Consider the following 25,611-nt stretch of genomic DNA (forward strand, 5'->3'; position numbering starts at 1 on the left):
CAAAGCACATAGCAAGAGTATCGTTCTTGCCAAAAGACGGATTTTAATCGAACATAACTTACCCTCCGTTCGTAAAACAACAAAGCTACCGACAGGGTAAACAAAGCGAGGAAAAAAGTCAATGAGGCAATAAGGTACAAAAGTTTCTCCCCAAAAGCGGAGAAAGACGTCAAAGGAGTTATGATTTCTTGAAAAGAGATGAAAGCAGCCGGCTCTTTATTCGCTATTGAAAATAAAGATGTAGAAGCACACACCCGTACCTCCTTTTGGGAGAAAGAATCGTTGGCGACCACAGTCAATGCGGCAAAAACGACCATGCACAAAAACATTGCCTTTAACCACTTCATAACAAGAACAAAATTGATCAAAGGCAAATGTATGGATTTTCACTCAATAAATCCAAACAATAAGCATGCAAATAACACGAATATGTAAATCATTGATTATCATCATCCTTAAAAACATGATTATATTTCTGAAAAAACACGTACATGTTTTCCACAAAAGTCGTACATGTTTTTCGGAAAACACGTACACGTTTTTACCGGGTCATACGACAGAAGACAAGAACAAATATAGAAATAGACAATAACCCTCCTTATCATGATGAGAATTTCCCTCATCAGTCCCGTGTAGGTTTGAGGCTATATCAAAACCCAAGCCCCAACTCAAAGGCGAACCGGAAACTATCCGTCGAGCCGAACCAAGAATATTTAGTGGTGAACTTATTCAAGAAAGTAAGCCAAATCCCGCCACCATAGGAAGTATGCCAACTATGGGAACGCTCACCGGGAAACCAGACCCGCCCATAATCAAAGCCCGCGAATAGACCATATTTTAAGGGAGTGAACGGATTCTTTAGTTTTCCCATGTCCAAGCGTAAATCCGAGTATTGGTAAAAGGATTGCTTTCCGATAAAACGGTTCTCACGGAATCCCCTTAAATCAATCGTGGCGGCTTGATAGAACTCATAGTCATTATCGAATAATACCGTTCCCTTCATCAAGGAGGCCCAAGTAAAACGATCCGAGAACCGTACGTTCCATGAAAGGCTTCCCTGCGCATAGGGGAAATTACGTTCCGGCTTTTTCAAATTCATTTTCCATCCGGCCGTCCATTCGGTTTCCAATAGGGGAAGCCACGAATAAGGCTGTTTCGTTATCCGGTAAGTAGCGCCAAGACCTACGAAATAATTCGTGCGGAAAATAGGATGATCTTCTCCATAAACCGTATAAATATATCGATCATCCGTACGTTTAGCCTTGTACATATCCAAAGAGCCAAAGAATGTCATCACCTCTTCTTTCCTCAAATCCATCTCGAAGGATGGATTAAACATATACGTCCGGAGCTTCACCCGGTTATAATTCTTTTTCTCCTCTTTATAGCCCGCCGTATTATTTCCAAATCCGAAGAAGTTCTCGAAGTTACGGGGTGAAGAAATGGAGGCATTTAGGTATAAACGTCTCCGGCCATCATAATTAGGGAAGATACCTGCATACATGAACCCTTTCAAATAATTATACCCGATCCGATGCTGATAGGTGAATGGGGCTCGTTTAAAGCCATACATCGTATATGTAAAGAACGTACCCAAACTAATACCTTTATCCGAATCATATATTCCCCACGGGGTAAAAGATATCTTATGGTATTTTATCTTTTGGTAATCATATTTATAATCTTTATCGTAGACATGTATTTTCCGGTTATGATTCAATTGGTATTGGTTCTCCCCCTCTCCGGAGATCAAGTATATCGGAAAATCTTTCCGTGTATTTCCCTTCACTTCAAACGTATCGTTTCCCGCAAGCCCATATAGCCACAGTTCCTTGGTTTCTTTGCCGGAGAATTGTTGTTCCAACCTACAGTCTCCGGTCTCGGGATCATAAATCCGTAAAACAGTCCGGTCCGGCGCTTGCCGCTCGATCAAGAAATAATCGGATTGATTGGTTCCGGCAACCACTGGCGTACGTTGCAATAAGCGATAATATTGGCTGGCAACCGCTTCCAGCTCTAGCCTCCTTCGTTTCAACTTTTGTTTAATCAGTTCTATCTCATCATGTTTTACACCTTCCGGCAAATAAGTAAAAGCGCTATCGATCAAAGAGTCGGTCATCTGTTTCCGAATTTCTTGGGCTTGGCGTATCCAAACCGACTCATCACTGCGGCCTGCTACCGCCATATCCAGCGCAAAAGCTAGCTTATTGATTTTCTTTGTATCCTTTAAAATCAAGCTATCATAATTACAGATAAAATCCAACGATAACATCTTCAACATTTGCTTGAACAATACTCCGTCCACCTTCGTGAAAGCATGATTCCTATCGATCACGATCGGGGTATAAATTACGCTATCATTGACGGTATGTGATTGCCACTCCCAGTTTTCGTTCATCTTATTCCAATCTCCGATCCACATATCGAAAATACGTTCCCGAATGTATAGATTTTGATCCGCCATATAGTTTTTACTCACTTGAAGGCTGTCTAGAAAGTCTTCCGTGGTATACAAATTAGACCTTAAATTAATATCCGGAACATTGATTAGATTGACCAGCCTATCTTGTATATCGCTGCCGTCCGCAACTGTGTCTTTCCGTATGTGGGAAGGAATATAGTAAATACGGGAGGGAGAAAAACTCAATCCCGCGGACTTCGCTAAATAATCTGCGACCAAAAAGGTATAGGGATTGATAATCGTATAAGCATCTCCTAAGAACTCATCCAAATATGTATTCTTAAAATCAGTCTTATTATATATTTCCCGGAAAAACTTCGACTCCAAGAAACTTGTAGAGCCACCCAAGGGCTTTAGCAAATACAATTGCTTACGCTTATTCTCCAACAATAATCCGTGAAACCCTTCCGCTTGCCCGACGATATCCATCCCACCCCCCAACGTTTCTATCGTAGCCGAAGGAACCCTGATCGGGATCGTATAAAGGTGACGATAATGCCTCCCCCACATCCAATTATAGATCTTGCTTTTACCACTATCCGCTTGCGGATAAATGGACTTACGTACCCAATCTTGAGATTGGGAATAAAGCAAGCCAGGCATAAGCACAAAGAGTATGAGTATGATATATTTATAGGACGACCGCATGGACAATTTCTTTCTATCTCTGTTTTACTAATAACAGGGGTAAGACAAGAGTTGTTTTGTTTTTTTAGCCTAAGAGAAGAATCAAGGACTTGACGTATAAACAAGCGATAATTATATATTTTTGGTAGACAAATCTAAAATCATGCTATAAAACATTATTCAGAAAGGTTATAAATACAAAGAAGAAAGTTACTTTTACACGCAATTTCAATAATATTGATACGCATGAAGAACATAAATACACTGTCGGGCTTGTCTGTTGCTAACTTCAGCAAGCAAATTGACGGGAAAGAAACGGCGCTTTATACCCTGTGTAACAAGGTTGGAGCAGAGCTAGCGATCACGAATTATGGAGCGAAAATCGTCTCACTGATGGTTCCGGATAAGAACGGAAAAATGACCGATGTCGTTACTGGCCATAATTCGATTGAAGAGTACTTAACATCAGAAGAACCTTATTTCGGTGCCATTTGCGGTCGTTATGGAAATCGTATCGCCGCTGGAAAATTCACGATCGACGGTGTTACTTATGACAAATTAGCCATAAATAATGGCCCCAATAGCTTGCATGGCGGAATCAAGGGATTCAATGCGGTCGTATGGGACGCCAAACAAATAGACGAGCAAACCATTGAGTTGAAATATACCTCCGCCGATGGCGAGGAAGGTTTCCCCGGAGAACTAAAGACAACCGTAACTTATCATCTGACAAATGAGAATGAGGTCGTTATCTCCTATCAAGCCTCTACGGACAAACCTACGGTCTTGAACCTAACCAATCATTCTTATTTTAACCTATCCGGTGCGGGAGATCCTTATATAGGAGACCATATCCTCACGATCAACGCCGACTATTACCTGCCTACGGACAATACGGCAATCCCGTACGGACCTAAAGAGAAAGTAGAAGGTACACCGATGGACTTCCGGACTCCTCATGAGGTAGGCGAACGAATCAATGACAATTTCGAACAGCTTATATTCGGTAAGGGATATGACCACACGTACATATTAAATAAAGAGGACAACGAACTTTCTTACTGCGCTCGCTGCTCCTCCCCCAAGACCGGTATCGTAATGGAAACTTATACGACTCAACCGGGCGTGCAATTATACACAGGTAACTGGATGACTGGGAATTTCGAAGGTAAGAACGGACAACGCTACCCGGAACGGGCCGCTTTATGTCTGGAAACCCAACATTTCCCCGATAGCCCCAACAAACCGGAATATCCGACAACGGAACTCCGCCCGGGCGAGGTTTTCCAAAGTACTACTATTTATAAATTCAGTGTAGAATAAGAGAATAATTTAAGTAATCTAATAATCTAAAACAACAAAAAAGAAATGGAATCAACAGCAAAAAAGAATTACACATTGCCTATTATCATGATGGTGGCTCTCTTCTTCATGATATCTTTCGTGACGGGTCTACAGAACCCATTCGGTATCATCGTTAAGAACCAGTTCGCTGCCAGCAACTTCATGTCGCAGCTGGGTAACGCGGCTAACTTTATCGCCTATGCCTTCATGGGTATTCCGGCCGGTATGCTATTACAGAAGATCGGTTACAAGAAAACCGCTTTGTTAGCGATCATCGTAGGTTTCTGTGGTGTAGGTATTTCTTATCTTTCCGGTGTGGCTGGTAGCTACGCTGTTTATTTGACAGGTGCTTTCGTGTCCGGTTTCTCTATGTGTATGTTGAATACCGTAGTAAACCCGATGTTGAACACGCTAGGTGGTGGTGGAAACAAAGGTAACCAATTAATTCAGGTTGCCGGCTCCGTAAACTCTATCGGCGCTACGATCGTTCCGGTATTGGTTGGTTATTTGATCGGTGACGCTGCTAAGGCTCAGATCAGTGACGCTAACCCGGCATTGTTCTTGGCTATGGGTATCTTTGCCATCGTATTTATCGTATTGTTCTGCATGCAAATTCCGGAACCGCATATGGTTAAGGAAAATGAAGCCAAGACTCCGGACAAGCACAGCGCGCTTTCTTTCCGTCACTTCATTTTAGGTGCCATCGCAATCTTCTTGTATGTGGGTGTCGAAGTAGGTATTCCTAACTTCATGAACTTGTTCGCTACTTCTTCTGAGATCGGTATCGATCCTACAGTAGCCGGTTCTATCGTGGGTACATATTGGTTCTTGATGATGATCGGACGTCTGTTCGGTGCCTCTTTCGGAGCTAAGATCTCTAGTAAGGCGATGTTGTCATCAGCCGCCACGGTAGGTATGATCTTTATCTTGATCGCTATCTTCGCCCCTGCTACGACAAAAGTTAGTATGCCTGTATTCTTGTCTGATATCTCTTTCGGTATGGTTGAGGTTCCGGTTGGAATCATGTTCATGGCTCTTTGTGGTTTATGTACTTCCATCATGTGGGGTGGTATCTTCAACTTGGCAGTAGAAGGTTTAGGTAAATATACGGCAGCCGCTTCCGGTATCTTCATGGTAATGGTTTGCGGTGGAGGTATTCTTCCGTTGATCCAAGGAGCCGTAGCCGACGCTGGCGGTTTCATTACTAGCTTCTGGGTGGTATTCCTAGGATTGGCATATTTGCTATATTACGCTTTGATTGGTAGCAAGAACGTAAACAAAGATATTCCTGTTGAATAATAAGGACAGGACATAATATAATAAAGAAGAAATTATCCGGCAGAGTTTTCTGAATGGATAATTTCTTCTTGTTTATTCAATTATTTACCTTAATCAAATTAAGTATCATGCAACAAAAAATCAGAACTAAATTTAAAGAGTTATTTAATACCGAAGGTAGCTTATACACATCTCCGGGACGTATTAACTTGATCGGTGAACATACTGATTATAATGGAGGTTTCGTTTTTCCGGGTGCCGTAGATAAAGGGATGATCGCCGAGATCAAACCGAATGGGACGGGCAAAGTCCGGGCGTTCTCCATCGACTTAAATGATTACGCTGAATTTGGCTTGACCGAGGAGGACGCTCCTTCCGCAAGCTGGGCAAGATATATCTTTGGCGTATGCCGGGAGATTATTAAACGAGGTGGTAATATCCAAGGTTTCGATACCGTATTCGCTGGAGACGTGCCTCTGGGCGCTGGAATGTCTTCTTCCGCCGCATTGGAAAGTACTTATGCTTTCGCATTGAATGACTTATTCTCATTGAATATCGATAAATTCGAGTTGGCTAAGATCGGTCAAGCTACAGAACATAATTATTGTGGCGTGAATTGCGGTATCATGGACCAATTCGCTTCCGTATTCGGCAAGGCCGGAAGTTTGATCCGCTTGGATTGCCGTTCTTTAGAATATAAATATTATCCGTTTAATCCGGTTGGTTACAAACTCGTGTTATTGGATTCGGTCGTTAAGCACGAGTTGGCATCCTCAGCCTACAACAAACGCCGTAAATCCTGCGAGAACGTGGTAGCCGCCATTCGCCGCAACCATCCGGAAGTAGAGTTCTTACGTGACGCTACGATGGAGATGCTGAACGAGGTAAAAGCGGATGTCAGCGCAGAGGATTACATGCGTGCCGAATATGTTATCGAGGAAATCCAACGTGTACTCGACGTATGTGCCGCTTTGGAGAAAGGCGACTATGAGACTGTCGGCGAAAAGATGTACGGCACGCATCAAGGTATGAGCAAGCTTTATGAAGTTAGCTGCGAGGAACTGGATTTCTTGAACGATATCGCCAAGGAATGTGGTGTAACGGGTTCTCGTGTCATGGGTGGAGGATTCGGCGGTTGTACGATCAACTTGGTTAAGGATGAGTTGTACGACGATTTCGTGAAGAAAGCCTTCTCCGCTTATAAAGAGAAGTTTGGCCGTGAACCTAAATTATATAATGTAGTAATCAGCGACGGAGCACGCAAGCTCTGTTAATCTTTAAAATCCATAAAACGATGTCAGCAGCTTTTTATCAAGACGAAGTAAAATTCTATGTTGCCGTAGATTGTATCATTCTAGGGTTTAACAATAAGGAGTTGAATGTTTTATTATACAAACGTTCGTTCGAGCCGATGAAAGGACAGTGGTCTCTTATGGGAGGCTTCGTGAAATCCGGGGAAAGCGTGGATGAAGCAGCATCACGGGTATTAACCGATTGCACGGGCATCGAGCATCTTTTTATGGAACAAATAGGGGCTTACGGAGATGTATCGCGTGACTTAGGGGAACGGGTTATCTCCGTAGCTTACTATTCCTTGGTGAATATGAATGATTTTAGTCCCGAGATCTTGGAAAACCATAACGCTACTTGGACCAAGATATCCGAGCTTCCTGACTTGATTTTCGACCATAACCAAATGATAAACGATACGTTGTCCGTCCTTAAAAAGAAAGCGGCAAGCCGCCCTATCGGTTTCAATTTGCTTCCCGAGCAATTTACCTTGCCCCAACTACAGACATTGTATGAGGCCATCTACCAAACCCTTTTAGACAAACGGAACTTCCGCAAAAAGCTAAACGCCATGGATATTCTGGAAAAACTGGATATCAAAGACAAGAAAAGTTCTAAACGAGGAGCTTTCCTCTACAAATTCAACGAGAAAAAATACAACAAATGGGTTGAACAGGGTTTCGACTTCTCGCTCTAATCCGAATGATGTATACCCGCAAGAATAAGGCGCTCAGCGGGCTATCTTAAATATCTCTCAATTTATCAAAAATATAAGAAGATAGGAACCTTTACCGAAAAGGAATTGTTTGATTGATATAACGGCTCTTACAAAGAGTTTGATTATCTTTGCAGTCAAATAAATAATTCATCTGATAAAATGAACGATATTCAAGTAATGAACAAAGCAGCTGATAACATCCGTATACTGGCTGCGTCAATGGTGGAGAAAGCGAACTCCGGGCACCCGGGTGGCGCTATGGGTGGTGCAGACTTTGTTAACGTACTGTTCTCAGAGTTCTTAATATACGATCCCAAGAATCCCAAATGGGAAGGACGCGATCGTTTCTTCCTTGACCCGGGGCATATGTCTCCGATGCTTTATTCCGTACTGGCTTTAAGCGGCAAATTCACATTGGATGAACTTCAACAGTTCCGCCAATGGGGAAGCGTTACTCCGGGACATCCTGAGGTAGACGTTATGCGTGGTATCGAAAACACGTCCGGCCCGTTGGGACAAGGACATACTTATGCGGTAGGTGCGGCTATCGCGGCTAAATTCTTGAAAGCACGTCTGGGTGAGGAAGTAATGAACCAGACTATTTACGCATATATTTCCGATGGAGGTATCCAAGAGGAAATCTCCCAAGGTGCCGGACGTATCGCCGGAACTTTAGGACTGGATAACTTGATCATGTTCTACGACGCTAACAACGTGCAGCTATCTACCAAGGTAGAAGACGTCGATGCGGAGAACGTAGCCATGAAATACGAGGCTTGGGGCTGGAAAGTCATTCAAATAAACGGTAACGACGTAAACGAGATCCGCAAGGCTTTAAAAGAGGCTAAGGCAGAGATCTCCAAACCGACTTTGATCATCGGTAACACCGTTATGGGGAAAGGTGCTGTCGGCGCTGATAACAGCTGTTACGAGAATAAGGTATCTACTCACGGACAACCTTTATCCGCGGCAGGAGCTTCCATCGCAGATACGATCAAGAACCTAGGAGGCGATCCGGAACATCCGTTCGCAATCCTTCCTGAGGTAGCCGAATTATATGCCAAACGTGCGAAAGAACTGGAAGTAATCGTCGCCGAGCGTTACGCCGTGAAAGACGTCTGGGCGAAAGCTCACCCGGACTTAGCGGCTAAGATGGAGCAATGGTTCTCCGGTAAGGCTCCTAAAATCGACTGGGCCGCAATCGAGCAGAAAGCGAACCAAGCGACCCGTGCCGCTTCCGCTACCGTATTAGGTATGCTTGCTACCCATGTAGAAAACATGATCGTAGCTTCCGCCGACCTTTCCAATTCCGATAAGACAGACGGCTTCTTGAAAAAGACCCATGCTTTCGTGAAAGGCGACTTTAGCGGAGCTTTCTTCCAAGCGGGTGTAGCCGAGCTTTCTATGGCTTGTATCTGTATCGGTATGTCTTTACATGGTGGCGTGATCGCCGCTTGCGGTACTTTCTTCGTATTCTCCGATTACATGAAGCCTGCGTTACGTATGGCCGCATTGATGGAGCAGCCCGTTAAGTTCATCTGGACACACGACGCTTTCCGTGTTGGAGAAGACGGACCTACGCACGAGCCGGTAGAGCAAGAAGCTCAAGTTCGTTTATTAGAGAAATTGAAGAATCATAAGGGACACAACTCCATGTTGGTACTTCGTCCGGCAGACGTTGTGGAGACAACAGTCGCATGGAAACTAGCGATGGAGAACGTTTACACTCCTACCGCATTGATTCTTTCCCGTCAGAATATCACAGATCTTCCCGCTAAGGAAAACCGCTATCAAGAGGCTTTGCAAGCAGAGAAGGGTGCCTATATCGTCAATGAAGACGCAAACGCGGATGTAATTCTTTTGGCTTCCGGTTCCGAGGTATCGACTTTGGTCGAGGGCGCTGCCCTGCTTCGTGCCGATGGCATAAAGGTTCGTATCGTTTCCGTTCCTTCCGAAGGTCTATTCCGTTCACAAAGCAAAGAGTACCAAGAATCCATTCTTCCCGCAGGAAGCAAGATTTTCGGCTTAACCGCTGGTCTTCCGGTTAATCTGGAAGGGTTGGTAGGTCCTAACGGCAAGGTATGGGGACTTGAATCCTTCGGTTTCTCCGCCCCTTACAAAGTATTGGACGAGAAATTAGGTTTCACGGCTAAGAACGTTTATAACCAAGTAAAAGAATTATTAGCATAAAGATGGGTATAGTAGGTTTGTGTAGCGATCACGCTGGTTTTGAGTTAAAAGAATATATAAAGACAATCCTCGATGAAAGGGGATTGTCTTATAAAGATTTTGGAACTTATTCCTCTGACAGTTGCGATTATCCGGATTTTGCCCATCTGATGGGCAAGGCCGTAGAAGCTGGTGAGGTTTATCCGGGAATAGCTGTCTGCGGTACAGGGAATGGCATTAGTATGACCTTGAACAAACATCGGGGTGTCCGTGCCGCCTTATGCTGGCGAGAGGATATCGCGAAACTGGCACGTGAGCATAACGACGCGAACGTGTTATCAATGCCCGGTCGTTTTATCAGCAAGGAAGAGGCTAAGAAAATCGTTGAGATATTCTTGGATACACCTTTTGAGGGTGGTCGCCACCAACGTCGTATAGACAAGATCCCTTTGTAAAGTCCGCGAAAAAGTCACTTTATAAAATAAAGAAGGCTCTCCCATGGTTCGCTTACCATTCGGAGAGCCTTTTCGTATCACCGTTTAAACGGCAACGTACATATAATAGATGACGGATGCCAAATTTGAAGACTTTCTACTATTAAACATTCGATCTCGCTTTTTGTTCTTTCCATTTAGTTAAAAATGTACGGGCTACCGTCGGGAATAACTCCAGCAACAGTATTTCTTTCTCATTCTCAGCCAATAACACATCCAAATCCTCCAATACAGGATTCTCTTGCATCACGTAATGGGAACCGTCGTAAGGCACCTCATTTTGTACGCCGGTGATTTTCAACCGAAACGCCGGATCTACCGGAATCGGCGTCTTGCCATACTCTCCTTTTACCAAGGCGATAAACTGGTTGGAAGGATTACTATACATCGGGCGGCCTTTCAGCTCATCCAGCGCACAGGAAACCGCTTGCGCCCCGATAATCTGGCTCGTAGGCGTCACCAACGGAGGTAAGCCGGCATCCATCCGTACTTGCGGAATGAGCGACATCGCCTTCTCCAACAAGTCGATCTGCCCCAATTGCTTCAACTGGGCAACCATATTTGTGTACATACCTCCCGGGATCTGCGCTTTTTTCACCAACTCGTTCGGCTCGGGGAAATCAAAATACTCCTCGATCGCACGGCAATAAAGCAGCAAATCGTCCTCCTTATCTTTCCGAGCGGCCTCGATGGCATCGTTGAAGAAGCGGTCGATCTCGGCGGGGAAACTATCCTCTACGGGATTAAAGGGTCTCGGGAATTTCTTAGCGGTATCGAATGCGGAAAGTTCCTTGCGGATCGTCAATAATTCCTTGTTGATCTTAGCGATCGCATCCATATCAAGATCCAGTTCTATACCCAATTTCTTGCAGAAGATATAGACCAGTTCCACAGCGGGAGCGGCTGGTCCTCCGGCGAAATTCCAGATATTCGTATCAACGATATCCACCCCATTGATAATGGCGGATACGACCGACGCCAATCCGTAACCGGGCGTACAATGCGTATGGAAATCCACCGGTACTTTCAAGCTCTTCTTGAACAATCGCACCAATTCCGCCGTACGAGCCGGAGGTATCAAACCACTCATATCCTTCAGGGTGATCATATCAGCGCCCAGCGACTCCAGTTGAAGGGCCTTGTTTAAGAAATACTCATTCGTAAAAACAGGCTTATGCAAGGGCCGTCCATGCAAGGCGGCTTTTATACGTTCTACCGGGGAATGGTGAGGATCTATCGTATAACAGATGGCACAGTCGGCCTTTCCCCCGAATTTCTTCACATAACGGATCGTGGATTTCACGTTATCCACGTCGTTCAAAGCATCGAAAATACGCATGATATCGATACCGGAACGAATCGAGTTCCGGCAAAAGCCTTCTATAATCTCGTCGGGATAAGGATTATAACCGAATAAATTACGCCCACGGGAAAGAGCGGATAGCTTTGAGGAATTACCTATTTCCGCTTTGATGATCTCTAAACGATCCCACGGATTCTCACCTAAATAACGCATCACGGAATCGGGAACCGCCCCACCCCATACTTCCATGGCATAAAAGCCTGCGTCTTTGTAGTAAGGAAGTACACGGTCTATTTGCGCTTGAGACATTCTTGTAGCGAATGCCGATTGCTGACCATCGCGAAGAGTCAAATCACGAATCAATAATTTACGTATCATACCAAATTTGTTTAGATCGTTTTAGTCAATATTCTGATTATATAACAGGATCTAAACAAATTTGATAAAGATTACGGGGTTAATAATAACCAATTTTTCTAAAACCTCAGTCTTTTACTTCCACAACGATCATTACGGGAAAGTGGTCGGAAGGAGTGCGGGCCTCGTATTTGCTCAATGACACCTCTTTCGGGAAATTACCGTTTTGCTCCTTCTGGGCGCTTTCTTTCACCTCGGAGCGATAGGTATCCGTTAAGATTCCATACTTCTTCACCTCAAACTCCTTGGTCAAGAAAAGATGGTCGATACGGCTATCGGTCTTGCGGTCCGGATGGAAACCGTTGAAGGTACCATTCGGGGCATAGCGGAAATCTGCGATCTCATAAGAGTCACGCATGATACCGGAACCATCTAACAACTTATACGACTCACTTGTTTGATCAACATTGAAATCTCCGGTCAGGATAGCGGGAAGTCTCTTCGGGAATTCCTTGATCTTCTTCAAGATCAACTTAGCGCTCTCGGCACGGGCTTGTACGCCGACATGGTCCATATGAAGGTTGAAGAACAAGAAAGTGAAGCCGGTCTGTTTGTCCCGAAACTCGCCCCACGTACAGATACGGGGCAGAACGGCGTCCCAGCCTTTGTTCGGACGGTCGGTGATCTCGGATAGCCAGAAATCACCATGTTCCAAGACCTCGAACTTATCCGTGCGGTAAAAGATAGCCGAATGCTCTCCCGCCTGCTTACCATCGTCACGTCCCACGCCGATATAATCATATCCGGGCATGGCTTGCTTTAAGTCCTGCAATTGCGGATATTTGCCCTCTTGGGTACCAAAGATATCGAACCCGTGAAACTGTACGATCTGGGCGATGTAAGGATAGCGTTGTCCCCAACCGTTACCGTTCGTGGAATCGCTACCGTTGGCGTTTCGCAAGTTATAGGTGGCCACCACCATCGTCTCCGCCTGTAACGTCATCAAGGCGCAAAAGATAAAAGCAAAAGTATAAAAGAATTTCTTCATGGTTTATATATTTAAAATGCGTGACAAAGATAACGTTTATGCCTCAAAAACACCTCACCTCGGTTTGCCAAATCGGGGTTATCGCTCGAATACTTTCAATAACGCCAGCCTATCCTCCTCCTTTTTCACCCGAAGATAATTCCGGTAACCACTGAAGCCTGCCATAAGTACCAGTTCCATATTAGTCTTGCCTGCATTCGCGGGAGATACCCGCAAGCGGTCGAGAGCCATCAGACGGCAACGGTTTATCAAGCGGCAGAAATTCATGCCATACTCCTTGTTGATAAAAGTCGACAGGTAGCTACGGTTGGTACTTAGCCCGGCGGCGAGGTCGGTGATCCGCAACTTGGGGTCCAGATAAGGTTTCTTCTCACGTAGGTAGCGTTCTAGGCGTTTACGGTCTAGAGCCGGGAGATTGGGAGGCATATCCTCCACTTTCAACGCCTCGGGCTGGACGATGAGATAATTCTTGTCGAGCATGTTATAACAGAGCATCATATAAAACACGAACGTTGGCAACACCCCCAGCCACACGAAATAGGAAAAGGAGAAAGTCTCCATATCGAGCAACAATCCCGCCAGCGGAACGGGTACGCAAGCCAAGATAAAAACTTGCACGGCCGCCAGCCAATCCAAGGAGATACGTTGCGCCTCCGACGAGTAATCTACGATGAACCGCCTGTAACGGTATATGTTCCGGAGGTTTAGCGCCGGGTAAAGCGTATTGTAGATAAAAAACACGAGACTTACCAGTATACCGCCCTCGAACGAGGCCCCCATAAGGAAGACAGGCACCACCCAGTGCCATCGATTCAGCCTCCGCCGCTCGCCGGTATCCGTTATCATGGATACCACCCAGAAAAACATCACCTGATCCAGCATCAACGTCAATAAAAAGACGGGATGGTAATACGAGAAAGCGCACGGGGCGACCGAATAAAGCACCAACCCGAGCCAACCCAGCGACGTCACCAAGTAAGTCAGCGCCAAGAGCGCCCTCAACCGCCTTTCCTGCCCGCCCCTTCCGTACCGGCAGGCGTCCAGCAACATCAATACCATACATACCATGGCGCAGACGATGGGAAGACTGAAAGCGAAAGCCTCCATAAGACCAAGGCTCATCATGCCGTGCCTCCTTCCTCCTTGGGCTCCCGCTTCCCGGCGGCCGCTTCCCGCTCGGCGACGACGGCACGGGAATAGGTACGGAAATCCTTGAAACCTACCTGCCCGATCAGCGAGCTCACGCTCTTGCCTTGGTTGGCGGGATGCGAGCGGAGCCTATCCAACTCCCTCAAGCGGAAACGGTTCAGGTAACGATTGAAGTTCATGCCATACGTCTGGTTGATAAAGGCAGATAGCACCGTGCGGTTCACGTCCAAGTCCTCCACCAGATCAGTCATCTTATAACCCGGCCTCAAAAAAGGCTTGTGTTCCCGGAAAAAACGCTCGAAACGTCTCTGGGTCAATTTCCCGGAATGGCTACGGCGGAGGCGCACGTCTCCCGCATCCGTTTCCCCGGAGGAAGAAGGCGGGGATTCACGGCGCAAGACGTAGAGGCAGTATTCCCGCCGTATGACATGGTACGATAGCAAAACGTGTTGGAGGGCGATGCCGCAAGACACGACTGCCGTCCAAAGGGAATAGTAGAACCGGCTCCGTGGTATGAACGTAGGCAGGACCGATGAGAGCAGCGAGGCGATGGACACACCTACCAAGAAGATCACCCAGCCCGCCGGCCCGCGAACCAGCGTATCCTTCCCTCTCGCCCTCTTATAATAAGATACCAGCAGCGCCAGCGTAAGGATATAATACAAGAGGCCAAAAACAACCCTCAGCAGGGGCTTGAGGGTAAAAAAGCGGGTATACCACTCGTACCCCGCGGGAATCACCTCCGCTTTCCCCCTCACGATCTCCAGCCGCACGTCGAAAGGCACGAAGCACGACCAGACCAACATCGCCAGCGCCAGCAGCCCGGGTACGAGATAATGGAGAGGCGGGAATTCCTCCGGCTCGCCCAGCCTCGTGAGGAAACGGACGATCCGGTAGAAGAAGATAGACGGCAAGACGAAACAAAGCAGGCAAACCACGTTGAGCCGGACAAACAACGAGGGATAAAACTGATAGCAAAACGTGACCAACCACCCGGTAGCCGAGACGGATAGGTAAACCAGCAATATCCTCTTCAAGTCACGCTCCTCCCGAGACAGGCAATCCTGCAAGGAAAGCCCCACCACCATCCCGCAAGACACGGCGGAATAGACGGGTACCAATACCATGATAGAGATCATATAAACAGTCAGGATATCCATGCCCCAAATATATCGCTTTTTTATCAAGGCCTGCCGCTTTTTGATAGAAAAGAGACATTTTTACCTTTTTGCGCGTGAATTACGATCTGTCCTATCAATAAAATCAGCTAATTACGATTTGTCCTAATAGATTCGGACGGATTGTCATGCGGGAAACCCGCTCCCTCCCATATCTTAGCGGCAACTAAAATACGAACATCATGAAAGAACAAATCATCCTAACAACAGGCGTCTTACTATTCCTTTCGCTCGTATCGGCATGGGGGCAAGGGACAAGCACAATAGATATAGATCTTAGTGACGATAGCCATAAAGGGGGAATTACCATTAGTCAAGACAATAGCGTATATCGTATTCACGGTACGTATGATGTCCAAAAACAAGGATTGCCATCACAAGAAACCGGATACGGCACAACAGATCAGAATAAATCGAAAGCCGTTATTGTGGTCGCCAGTGGCATACAGGTAAAGATCACGCTGGAGAATGTAAACATCGAGAATCTCCAAGAAGACGAACCTTATTGCGCCTTATACGCCGATGGAGCCAAGAAAGTAGAATTGACCCTAGCCGGAGATAACAGCTTAGCAGGTGGCCATGACCTACCCGCCATTTGCGCGCCTACAGGCGATGGTACCGAGCTTATAATAAAAGGTAAAGGAAAACTAACGGTCAAAGGAGGAAATGAAGCCGCCGGAATAGGCTCACGATACAGTAAAGATGCGAAAGGAACCATCACGATCGAGAACGGTACCATCATTGCCCATGGGAAAGGATATGGAGCCGGTATCGGAACAAGTGCTAATTCCAATGGTGGAACCGTCCGGATCAAAGACGGGAATATCACCGCCACAGGGGGTGATTCCGGGCCGGGTATCGGGGTATCGGGGACTCCCGCTCATGCTAATCCACCCATAACTTCCGGAACGATAGAGATCAGCGGGGGAATCGTAAATGCCACCGGATATAACGGTATGGGCGCAGGGGAAGGAAAGGTAGGGGAAACAGTCACGATAAGCGGGGGGATCATCTCCGCTATAACGAATAAAGATGGAGGCAAAGCTATAAACGCGTCATCTTATGTCCTCCCCTCCGGTCAGAATAGCGCTATCATATTTCTAAAGGAATATAATTATAGTAGCATTGAGGGTAGCATCAAGGGTAGCATGATAGATGGCAACAACGTCGACATTCCCCACTATACCATCGACCGGGATTACGAGATACCGCCCGGCTATACACTCCATATAAGAAGGAAACAGACATTGACGATCGCCGATGGCGTAACCCTCACCAATGAAGGGACGATCAGCAATGAAGATAGTGGAACCATCGACGGCAACGGAACGATAGAGAACAATGAGGATCTCAAGAGTGACAATACCAATATCAAGGTTCAGCTTAATGGTCAGAAGATAAAGTACAAAGTGAACTTTCAAACCAATTATCCCATCGACGACGGCACTAATAGCACAGAATACCTATCAGAAACTGACGCATTAAGGCAAGGTGAGCTCACCTATACATATTACACCCTAGTAGAAGGCTGGTACGACGATAGAGAAGGCGGGAATCAAATAACCAAGATCACCGGGCCTATGACCCTCTACGCCCATTGGACAGAGAACCTGATCAAGACCACCGCCTCCCCGGCCACGCTGGAAGGGACGTACGCCACGCCACTGGAGCCGAATGAGCTTTATGACCTGTCCGGGCTCCTCGCTCCCGATACCTACGGCGATAAGTCCGACTATAAGTTCGAAATCGACGGTGCAGCTTATGGCCTGACGGTAAACAATGATAACAAGCTATGCGGTTCCCCCAACAAGGCTACCGCAACATCCGGAGCTAAGATACGCATTGACATCAGCCATGTCAATTGCGAGAAGCCGGAGAGCGTAGACATCCCAATAACGATCCACCCGAGAACACTCACCGTCACCCCGCAGGCCGACCAAATACTGTATAAAGGCGAGGCCCCGAAATATGACACAAGCGGAGAAGCCAAAGGAGAAACAGCAGCCTTCTCCGGGCAACTGGCCATAGACTCCCCAACCAACCTTATCATTCCGGGAGATCTCAAGCTAATAGATAACGACAAGTTCCTAGCGTCCAACTACAAGCTGGAACTCACGCCGGATATCCCATGTACCTATACCGACAAGCTACCGGAAGAGGCCCGTGTAGAACTTGGTGGCGACAAGAAGGGGGAATGGTATGCCGGAGCCGTTACCTTCTCCGCTCCCCCCGGTTTCACCATCAAGCTGAAAGAAGCGGAAGAGACTGGCATACAAACCAAAGCGATTAGCCCGCTAATCGCTTCCGGCGAAGACTTCGCCGCCTCCTTCACCTTCAGCCAAGAGGGAACCTTCGACGTGGCCTACCTACTCAAACGTGACGACCCTTATACGCGAGAGTACGAGCATAAGGCCACGGATATCCGCCTCGACCTCAACGCCCCTACCGTAACCGTCTCCACCAATAACCTCGGCTATACGCTCACCGCCACCGATGGCAAGGGCAGCGGCGTAGCTTCCGTCCTCATCGACGGTGCTTCCGTGCAGCTTACCTCCGACCGCTATGACGGTTCCGGAAGCGAGGGCCTCCATACCTACAAGGTGACGGACCATGCGGGACACGAGAGCGCAGGCACGTTCAGCCTTGCCACTCCGTCGCCTCCGGTATACACGGTCGTAATCCCCGAGACCGCAAACGCGACCCTCACCCCCTCTCCCGGTACCTATTACTATGACGAGGGTGATCAATTGTTCCTCTACATTGAGCTAGACTCAACCTACAGCCAGTCTACCCCCGTGGTAAAGGCGAACGGCCGGACGATCACCCCCAACCGAGACAGCAGCTACACGATAGCCGTCTACGAAGATATCCGGATCACGATAGAGGATATCATCGTATCCACCGCCCGGATCACCGACAACAAGAGCCGTATCCGCTCCTCCGGCGGCATACTCTACATCAACACCTCCGCCCCGCTCGACGTATCGATAACGACAATGGCCGGAAAGCTGATCCGCCATTCTCCCCTCCCCGTCGGTAGCAACCACCTGCACGGCCTGCCTGCCGGCTTCTACGTCGTGAAGCTATCCGACGGCACGACAGCCAAAGTAGGAATCGCCCAGTGATAAACCAAAACGCCCCGGAAGAATCAATCCTTCCGGGGCGTTCCTGTATTCCAAAGCTAGCCTAGTCTGAGAACGCAGACATGATCGGACGAGCGATCCACACTTGCGGCTGCGGTACGTCCAACAGGTAGGCGATCGTACCGGCGATATCATATACCATCGTACTCTCCGGGATCTTGAAGCCTTTCTTTACGTTCTTTCCATAGAAAACGATCGGGGTTTGCATCTCGTTCATCGTCTTGCCACCGTGACCGGTCTCGATACCGCCGTGGTCGGCCGTCAGTATAACCACCGTATCATCCATGATACCCGCCTCACGAACGGCGTCCATCACTTGCGTCAAGCAACTGTCCAAATGATTCACCATGGCGAAATACTCCGGGGAGCTCCAACCCTTGCCATGTCCGGTACCATCCGGCTGATCGTATATGATCGCACAAAGGTTCGGCTTCTTCTCCTTGATATACTGAACGGCTACCGGGGTACATCCGTTCGGGTTCTCAGTCGACATCGGGGCATGCTTACGGAAGCTCATGGCCAAAGTATCCACCAGATAATTCATGCCTTCCCACTCATAGATATAGCCGATCTCGGCCTCGGGAGCCTTATCCCGGTACAGGCCGAAGATATTCGGGAAACGGTTGTCGCTATTCACGACACGCGAAGGAAGCTCCGGCGTACGAGATCCCCACTCCGTATATCCGTGCAACTCCGGTCCCGCTCCCATAAACATGGAAGCCCAATTACAAGCACTCGACGAAGGCAGGATCGAACGATTCTCTAACGTGGAGGCGCCTTCCGCCATCATCTTACGGAAAGTAGGCATATCCGCCCCATTATTCAAGCAATGGGCGCTCAAGCCGTCGAAACCGATCAAGATTACATGCTTTGGCAGATTCTTCTCTTTCAAAGGCGCTTGCTGAGGTGCCGTATTACAGGCGCTCAGGCAGTATGCGATTACCGCACAACAAATAAATAAGATTTGCTTTTTCATCTTACCGTGTTTTTCTTTTATGATTAATATTGAAGTATCTTAGATTCCGTCAGACAAAGGTACAAAGTTTAACTAAAGTTCAAAAAGATCATTTATCTTTGTGGCTTAATCTAATCTTATTTTCATAAATACGTATGTACAAACATTTCCTAACAAGCGTATTGCTTGTATTTTTCATGCTATCCTGTAGCAAACCTTCCCCTTTTGAGGGAAAGATGCGAGAAAGCGTACAAACCTCCCTAAGCTGGAGAAACGACACGACCGGTATCTGGGAAACAGCCGGCTGGTGGAACTCGGCGAACGTATTGACCGCCACCATTCGCTACGGCGCCGTAACCAAAGATCCGGCCATCCCATCTGTCATAGAGGATGTATTCGAGAAAGCCCGTCATTACCAAGTAGGCGTAGACTCAACCGGTACTCCCCGTTATTGCGACAACTTCATCAATGATTATTACGATGACGAGGGTTGGTGGGCATTGGCATGGATCGAGGCCTCCAAACTGACCGGAGAGAAAAAGTACCTAGATATGGCCGAGATCATATTCGATGATATGACAACTGGCTGGAGCGACGCTTGCGGAGGTGGCATCTTCTGGAAAAAGAACCCTTTGCATTACAAGAACTCCATAGCGAACAACCTGTTCTCCCTGACAGCTATCCGATTATATAAAGTGACCCAAAATCCGGCGTACCTCGACTGGTTCAAGAAGAACGTGGATTGGTATATGCGAACTGGCATGATCAATACGGACATCTACCAAATCGAGGACGGCACGAAAGACGATTGTACCCCCAACCGCAACGCCCACTACACGTATAACCAAGGCGTAGCCATCGCTGTCTTAGCCGAGATGTATCTCCAAACCAACGATAAATCTTACTTGGAGCTAGCGGAAAAGATCGCCGACGCTACCATTACCACGCAATTGGTAACCGACGAGGGTATACTTCGTGAGATGAAGCCCGAGATCGATGATAGCAACGACGGTGTCCAATTTAAGGGTATCTTCATCCGTCATTTAGCCTTCCTGTATGACCTAACCAAGAAACCAGCCTACAAGGATTTCATCTTGAAGAACGCCGAGTCCATCATCACGAGAGATTACGACCCGGCCTCCAAAAGCTTCGGTTGTTATTGGTACGGCCCTTTCCACAAGGAAAGCTCGGCAGCAAACGCCTGCGCTTTGGAGTGCGTGATAGAGGCTTATGAGTTAACGAAATAGGTATCCGGGGAGACGCAGCTTGTCATTATTCACACAGCCAGCGGGCGATATTCCGCTCTGGCTCCCCCGGAGCTGGAACGGATGTCACGTACAGCTCTGGCTCATTGACAAAAAAACAGGACGGCGGACATCTCCGCCGTCCCGCCCAAAAGAGACAGCCTTATCTCTGTTTGTATTCATGTCAAGGTTGGTTGTTTACTGATAACGGGGCCATATAAACCCTGTTTTTCATATCGTGCACAAACATAAGACTTCTTTTTCACAAAAGAACAAATTCCTTCTTCTTTCTAGAAATACATGCTTTATAACATACCACACTCCCTCTCGGTTGCTAGCGTGGACTTCTATTACAAAGGATAGGCGACGCAGCACGCTACGTCTCCCTCCGCTTTCTTTTTACCAATAATAGGTCTCCATAATCTCCTTCATCCTAGGAGTATTCGTGTCCTCATCCTTAACATCTTTCCGCAGCTTCAGCATCTCCTCCTTCATTTGCCGGATGATCTTGGCGTATTGGGGATCGTTGTAAGCGTTGTGATTCTCACGAGGATCGGATTGAAGGTCGTAAAACTCCCATGCTGGAGTCGTGGTCTTATCCTCCGAACCAGTCATATTCAGACGGTCGCCATAGAAAAACATCAGTTTATACCGCTCATTACGGATACCCATATGGGCCGGACGGTTCGAATGTTGGGTCCAATAACGATAATACATCTCCTTACGCCAATCCTTTGGGGTATTTCCTTTCAGATTATCGCGAAAACTATGGCCCTGCGATTCATTCGGGGTCTTCACGCCTGCGTAATCCGCCAACAAAGAGGCAAAATCCACGTTCAAGATCATATCCTTATTGCGGGTCCCCGCCGGGATCTCTTTCGGGTAACGGATCACGAAAGGCATACGTAGAGACTCCTCATACATCATACGCTTATCGAAGAAACCATGCTCTCCTAAAAAATAACCTTGGTCGGATACGTACACCACGATCGTATTATCGGCGATTCCCATATCGTCCAGCGCTTTCAATAACTTCCCGATATTATCGTCGATCGTAGCCCCGCAACGCAGATAGTCGCGCACCAATTTCTGGTAAGCGGCGCTACGGGCGGCAGATCGATGCATGCCCTTCGTCGTAAAAGGCAACTCCGGATACCGGCACCACCATTTATCAGGGTCTTGCGACGCCACGTCCCAACGACGGGCCAACTCCTCCAAAGGCTGTCCGGAGAAGGTACGTCCATTCGTCTCCGGCCCCCAATCAAATAAGTTCTCCGGTTCCGGGAAAACAACGCCGTCATACAAATGCCTCATCCGTTCTGGAAAATCCCAAGGTTCGTGTGTAGCCTTGAAATGACAACACATCATGAAAGGCCGGTCCTTATCGGCCTCTTTCATCCAACGGATCGCCTTATCCGTCACGATATCCGTGGAGAAACCTCGTACCCGCTCCCCGAAATTACGCTCACCCGGCCAAGGTTCCGTACAATTTATAAAAGTAGGGTCTCGGTACTCGCCTTGGTCATGAAACACGGAATAAAAGTCGAAACCTTGCGGTTGCGTTTTCAGATGCCATTTACCGACCAAAGCGGTCTGATAGCCTCCCGCCCGCATTTGCTTGGCGATATTATCCTGCTCCGGATCAAAGGAATCACTTAACGTGTAAACACCGTTCACGTGACTATAGGCTCCGGTCAAGATCGCCGCACGACTAGGGGAAGAGATCGAGTTCGTACAAAAACAATTATCTAACACGCAGCCCTCCGCAGCCAAGCGACGGATATTCTCGTTCCGGGCATAATCACCCAACACCCCCCCGTAAATGCCCCAAGACTGGGAAGTATGATCATCCGAAAGGATAAACAAGATATTGGGACGTTCCTCTTGCGCCGGTTTATCGGCGGCAAAAAGGAACTGCCCGTTCCCCGAAAGACAACAGGCAGTCATTCCGATACTTATGATCGATTGTTTCATAGGTCATGACGTTTTTTCCCTTGTACTAGACCCGGTTCCCTACGCTCCGTTCCCTTTACGCGCATTAGGTTATCCCCTAACTCATGACGTTTCAGGTCGGCGATCTTCATCAATTTCGCGGCTTCCTCAGGATACTGGGTGATCACGTTATAACGCTCTCCCGGATCACGGCGCAAGTCATACAACTCAGGTTTCATGATCTCCAGATTCGTCAACTTACCCGGCTGGCCGTCGTTTCCCGGCTCATAAGCCCCGTAAGTAACGTATTTATGAGGGAATACCAGCTTAAACATACCGTCCGTGACAGCCTCCAAGTCATTCTTGTTATAATAATAGACAAAGGATTCACGAGGATTCGCATCTTTCTTGCCCTCTATCAATGATAAGATACTAACGCCATCAATCTTGCGAGTAGGCAGCGGGGCCTGCGTGATCTCGGCAAACGTAGGAAGAAGGTCGATATTAGAAGCTAACTTATTACAAGTCGTGCCCGGTAACGTCTTACCTTTCCAGTACATGATACAAGGAACCCGGTTACCACCATCAAAGGTCGTAGCCTTTGCCTCACGTAACCCACCGGCTGAACCGGCATGATTCCCGTAATTGGTCCAAGGGCCATTATCGGAAGTCAAGATCACCAACGTATTATCTTCCAAGCCCAGCTCACGCAATGTCTTGAATATCTCACCTACACTCCAGTCGATCTCCATCATCACGTCGCCATATAAACCCTGCTCGCTCTTTCCCTTGAATTTATCGGAAACGGCCAACGGTACATGGGGCATATTATGAGCCAGATACAAGAAGAAAGGCTTATTCTTATTCTTCTTGATGAAATTAACAGAACGGGTGGTATAATCCGTAGTCAACCGTGTTTGGTCCGTATTATAACCGATAATCTCGTTTCCGTCATAAGTCGGCAAATCCGGGAAATTAAAGACCTCACCTTGTTGCGGGTGGAATGGCCACATATCGTTAGAATACGGCAAACCATAATACTCATCGAAGCCATTTTGCAAGGGAAGAAATTCCTTTTGGCTACCTAAATGCCATTTACCGAAGATAGCGGTACTATATCCTTTCTGTTTCAATACCTCTGCGATCGTCATCTCATCCGGATGGATTCCGTAGTTCGAATCCGGTCCCGGAGCGCCGGCGAAACCGATACGATTCGGATAGCAACCGGTCAACAAGCCGGCACGAGACGCTCCACTGATCGGCTGTCCCGCCAAGAAGTGTGTAAAACGAACGCCTTCCGCCGCCATTTTGTCGATATTCGGAGTGGTATATCCGTAAGCCCCATTAAAAGAAAAATCTCCGTACCCCACATCATCCAAATTAATCAGGACGATATTCGTGTAATCAGCGGCTATGCCTGCCATTGAAAAGGCTGAGGCGGCCGTCAGTAACATTAGTTTATTCTTCATGATATTATTTATTGATATATTGGCTTTTAATTAAACAAATATAAACATACATAATCAGACGTTCTTTCTTTTTACATTTTTTAAAGCAAGAATAGTCCTAGGATTATCACTTTTCTAAAGAACGCTCAAAAGCATCTCTCATCGCTTGCAACTCCTTTACTTTCTCGGGATATTGATCTTTGAAATTCATATGTTCCGTGTTATCCTTTTCTAAGTTGGAAAGGAACAACTCATTAAGGACCTTCTCTCCCTCCGGAGTCACGTCATGGGGATTCGCTATTAATTTCCATTCCCCGCAACGGACAGCCCATTGCTTCCCAAAATCAAAATGAAGTGCCTTATGAGGAGAAGGTTTGGAACTGTCTTTGATAAGTGGGAGTAAGCTCTTTCCATCCACATCCATCCCTTCCGCTGAAAGACCGCATAATTCGACCAAGGTAGGAAACCAATCGATATTCATCGCAACCTGATCACGTACCTCACCTTGTGGCAGCTCCTTGGGCCAGCAGATGATAGCCGGAACCCGGATACCTCCCTCAAACAAAGAGAATTTTCCGGCCCGGTAAGGACCGCTATAGCCTCCTCCTCTAAAAGTACGTTCCTCCATGCTATGCCCGTTATCCGATTGGAAGATCAAGATGGTATTATCAGCCAACCCCTCGGCAGCCAAGAAGGTACGTAACTCCCCTAAATAATCATCGAAAGTAGAGACAAACGCCGCATACATTCTTCTGGGATTAGGTAGGTCCGCATAATAATCCAACCATTTCTCGCTGGGCTGCAATGGGTAATGAGGGATATTTACCGCCCAATAGATAAAGAACGGTTTCTCTTTATCTTCCGTAGCGAATTTCTTGATCTCTTTCAGGTTCTCTGCGGCGAAAAAGTTGCCCGGAGAATAGATCTCCCTCTCATTCTGCCACAAATCATGCCGATTCGGGCCACCCCAATAATAGAAATGGGAATAATTATCCACACATCCTCCTCGTATTCCCCAAAAGTAATCGAAACCCTGTGCGTTCGGCCCCTGTTCTATACGGTCGCCCAAATGCCACTTTCCGATCAAGGCGGTACGGTAGCCATTCGATTTCATTCGCTCGGCTATAGTCTCTTTCTCTACCGGTAAGAAACTATTCCCTCCCGCATTCACTGTAAGTCCCGCACGTTTGGCGAATTGTCCCGTCAATAAGGAAGCCCTCGACACCGAGCTAACCGCCGCCCCATAAAACTGGGTAAAGCGAACGCCTTGATTTGCCAAGGCATCCATATGGGGAGTACATAAATCTTTCGCCCCAAAGCAGTTCACGTCCAGTGATCCATGATCGTCCGTATAGATCAAGATCACGTTCGGATGAGCCGACTGAGCCTCAACGATACCAGCGAGCAGAAGCCCGCTGGTAGTTAAAATGAGTTGTTTTATATTCATGATTTATTTTCAAATACGATGCCTCG

At 47.2% G+C, this 25,611-nt stretch carries 18 protein-coding genes; 9 read left to right on the forward strand and 9 right to left on the reverse strand.

The features are described 5' to 3' along the window. Positions 1–198: 198 nt before the first annotated feature. The gene (locus D7V92_RS22050) at positions 199–435 is read left to right on the forward strand and encodes a hypothetical protein (RefSeq protein WP_154398172.1); all 237 of its coding nucleotides are present in this window, start codon (positions 199–201) and stop codon (positions 433–435) included. 214 nt (positions 436–649) lie between these two features. Here the strand turns inward: D7V92_RS22050 and D7V92_RS05960 are convergent, their stop codons facing one another. Next, positions 650–3,109: a hypothetical protein gene (locus tag D7V92_RS05960; RefSeq protein WP_008774260.1), complete on the reverse strand. Its 2,460-nt coding sequence runs from the start codon at positions 3,107–3,109 to the stop codon at positions 650–652. 225 nt (positions 3,110–3,334) lie between these two features. Between D7V92_RS05960 and D7V92_RS05965 the strand changes: the two genes are divergently transcribed. The 6 genes from D7V92_RS05965 to rpiB all read left to right on the forward strand — a co-directional run bounded on the left by D7V92_RS05965 (position 3,335) and on the right by rpiB (position 10,342). Then, the gene (locus D7V92_RS05965) at positions 3,335–4,411 is read left to right on the forward strand and encodes an aldose epimerase family protein (RefSeq protein WP_009017148.1); all 1,077 of its coding nucleotides are present in this window, start codon (positions 3,335–3,337) and stop codon (positions 4,409–4,411) included. Positions 4,412–4,456: 45 nt separating this feature from the next. Beyond that, a complete protein-coding gene (locus D7V92_RS05970) occupies positions 4,457–5,731 on the forward strand; it encodes an MFS transporter (protein WP_005858093.1) in 1,275 nt (424 codons plus the stop codon). A 107-nt stretch (positions 5,732–5,838) separates the two neighbouring features. Next, positions 5,839–6,984, forward strand: a complete 1,146-nt coding sequence (gene galK / locus D7V92_RS05975; protein ID WP_005858095.1) for a galactokinase — start codon at positions 5,839–5,841, stop codon at positions 6,982–6,984. 20 nt (positions 6,985–7,004) lie between these two features. Beyond that, the gene (locus tag D7V92_RS05980; RefSeq protein WP_036610602.1) at positions 7,005–7,697 is read left to right on the forward strand and encodes an NUDIX domain-containing protein; all 693 of its coding nucleotides are present in this window, start codon (positions 7,005–7,007) and stop codon (positions 7,695–7,697) included. Positions 7,698–7,877: 180 nt separating this feature from the next. Further along, positions 7,878–9,908 carry a transketolase gene (locus D7V92_RS05985; protein WP_087345310.1) on the forward strand — a complete coding sequence of 677 codons (2,031 nt, stop codon included), beginning with the start codon at positions 7,878–7,880 and terminating at the stop codon, positions 9,906–9,908. A 2-nt stretch (positions 9,909–9,910) separates the two neighbouring features. After that, the gene (gene rpiB, locus D7V92_RS05990) at positions 9,911–10,342 is read left to right on the forward strand and encodes a ribose 5-phosphate isomerase B (RefSeq protein WP_005866347.1); all 432 of its coding nucleotides are present in this window, start codon (positions 9,911–9,913) and stop codon (positions 10,340–10,342) included. Between the two features lie 142 nt (positions 10,343–10,484). Here the strand turns inward: rpiB and D7V92_RS05995 are convergent, their stop codons facing one another. The 4 genes from D7V92_RS05995 to D7V92_RS06010 all read right to left on the reverse strand — a co-directional run bounded on the left by D7V92_RS05995 (position 10,485) and on the right by D7V92_RS06010 (position 15,425). Then, positions 10,485–12,062: a carboxylase gene (locus D7V92_RS05995; RefSeq protein ID WP_121772496.1), complete on the reverse strand. Its 1,578-nt coding sequence runs from the start codon at positions 12,060–12,062 to the stop codon at positions 10,485–10,487. 106 nt (positions 12,063–12,168) lie between these two features. Next, on the reverse strand, positions 12,169–13,089 hold the full coding sequence (locus D7V92_RS06000) for an endonuclease/exonuclease/phosphatase family protein (RefSeq protein WP_121772497.1): 921 nt from the start codon (positions 13,087–13,089) through the stop codon (positions 12,169–12,171). A 78-nt stretch (positions 13,090–13,167) separates the two neighbouring features. After that, positions 13,168–14,214 (reverse strand): AraC family transcriptional regulator, encoded by a 1,047-nt coding sequence (locus tag D7V92_RS06005; RefSeq protein ID WP_233572802.1) that lies wholly within the window; start codon positions 14,212–14,214, stop codon positions 13,168–13,170. After that, positions 14,211–15,425, reverse strand: coding sequence for an AraC family transcriptional regulator (locus tag D7V92_RS06010; protein WP_048927800.1), 1,215 nt, complete (start codon positions 15,423–15,425; stop codon positions 14,211–14,213). The genes D7V92_RS06005 and D7V92_RS06010 overlap by 4 nt, the downstream gene beginning before the upstream one ends. A 173-nt stretch (positions 15,426–15,598) precedes the next feature. Between D7V92_RS06010 and D7V92_RS06015 the strand changes: the two genes are divergently transcribed. Continuing rightward, entirely contained in the window at positions 15,599–18,541 is a 2,943-nt protein-coding gene (locus D7V92_RS06015; protein ID WP_121772498.1) for a hypothetical protein, read from the forward strand. A gap of 61 nt (positions 18,542–18,602) precedes the next feature. Here the strand turns inward: D7V92_RS06015 and D7V92_RS06020 are convergent, their stop codons facing one another. Beyond that, the gene (locus D7V92_RS06020; protein ID WP_005866335.1) at positions 18,603–19,535 is read right to left on the reverse strand and encodes an alkaline phosphatase; all 933 of its coding nucleotides are present in this window, start codon (positions 19,533–19,535) and stop codon (positions 18,603–18,605) included. 134 nt (positions 19,536–19,669) lie between these two features. Here D7V92_RS06020 and D7V92_RS06025 point away from each other — a divergent pair, with 134 nt between their 5' ends. After that, positions 19,670–20,761, forward strand: a complete 1,092-nt coding sequence (locus D7V92_RS06025) for a glycoside hydrolase family 76 protein (RefSeq protein ID WP_008774249.1) — start codon at positions 19,670–19,672, stop codon at positions 20,759–20,761. Between the two features lie 396 nt (positions 20,762–21,157). On the opposite strand, the gene D7V92_RS06035 is transcribed toward D7V92_RS06025, so the two are convergent. From D7V92_RS06035 to D7V92_RS06045, 3 genes are all read right to left on the reverse strand, one after another. Beyond that, a complete protein-coding gene (locus tag D7V92_RS06035; RefSeq protein WP_121772499.1) occupies positions 21,158–22,732 on the reverse strand; it encodes a sulfatase in 1,575 nt (524 codons plus the stop codon). Next, positions 22,729–24,159 (reverse strand): sulfatase, encoded by a 1,431-nt coding sequence (locus tag D7V92_RS06040; RefSeq protein ID WP_121772500.1) that lies wholly within the window; start codon positions 24,157–24,159, stop codon positions 22,729–22,731. Before D7V92_RS06040 ends, D7V92_RS06035 begins: the two co-directional genes overlap by 4 nt. A 106-nt stretch (positions 24,160–24,265) precedes the next feature. Beyond that, positions 24,266–25,585 carry a sulfatase gene (locus tag D7V92_RS06045; protein ID WP_008774246.1) on the reverse strand — a complete coding sequence of 440 codons (1,320 nt, stop codon included), beginning with the start codon at positions 25,583–25,585 and terminating at the stop codon, positions 24,266–24,268. Between the last annotated feature and the right edge of the window lie 26 nt (positions 25,586–25,611).

This window comes from Parabacteroides sp. CH2-D42-20 (assembly GCF_003670185.1).
Taxonomy (GTDB): domain Bacteria; phylum Bacteroidota; class Bacteroidia; order Bacteroidales; family Tannerellaceae; genus Parabacteroides; species Parabacteroides distasonis.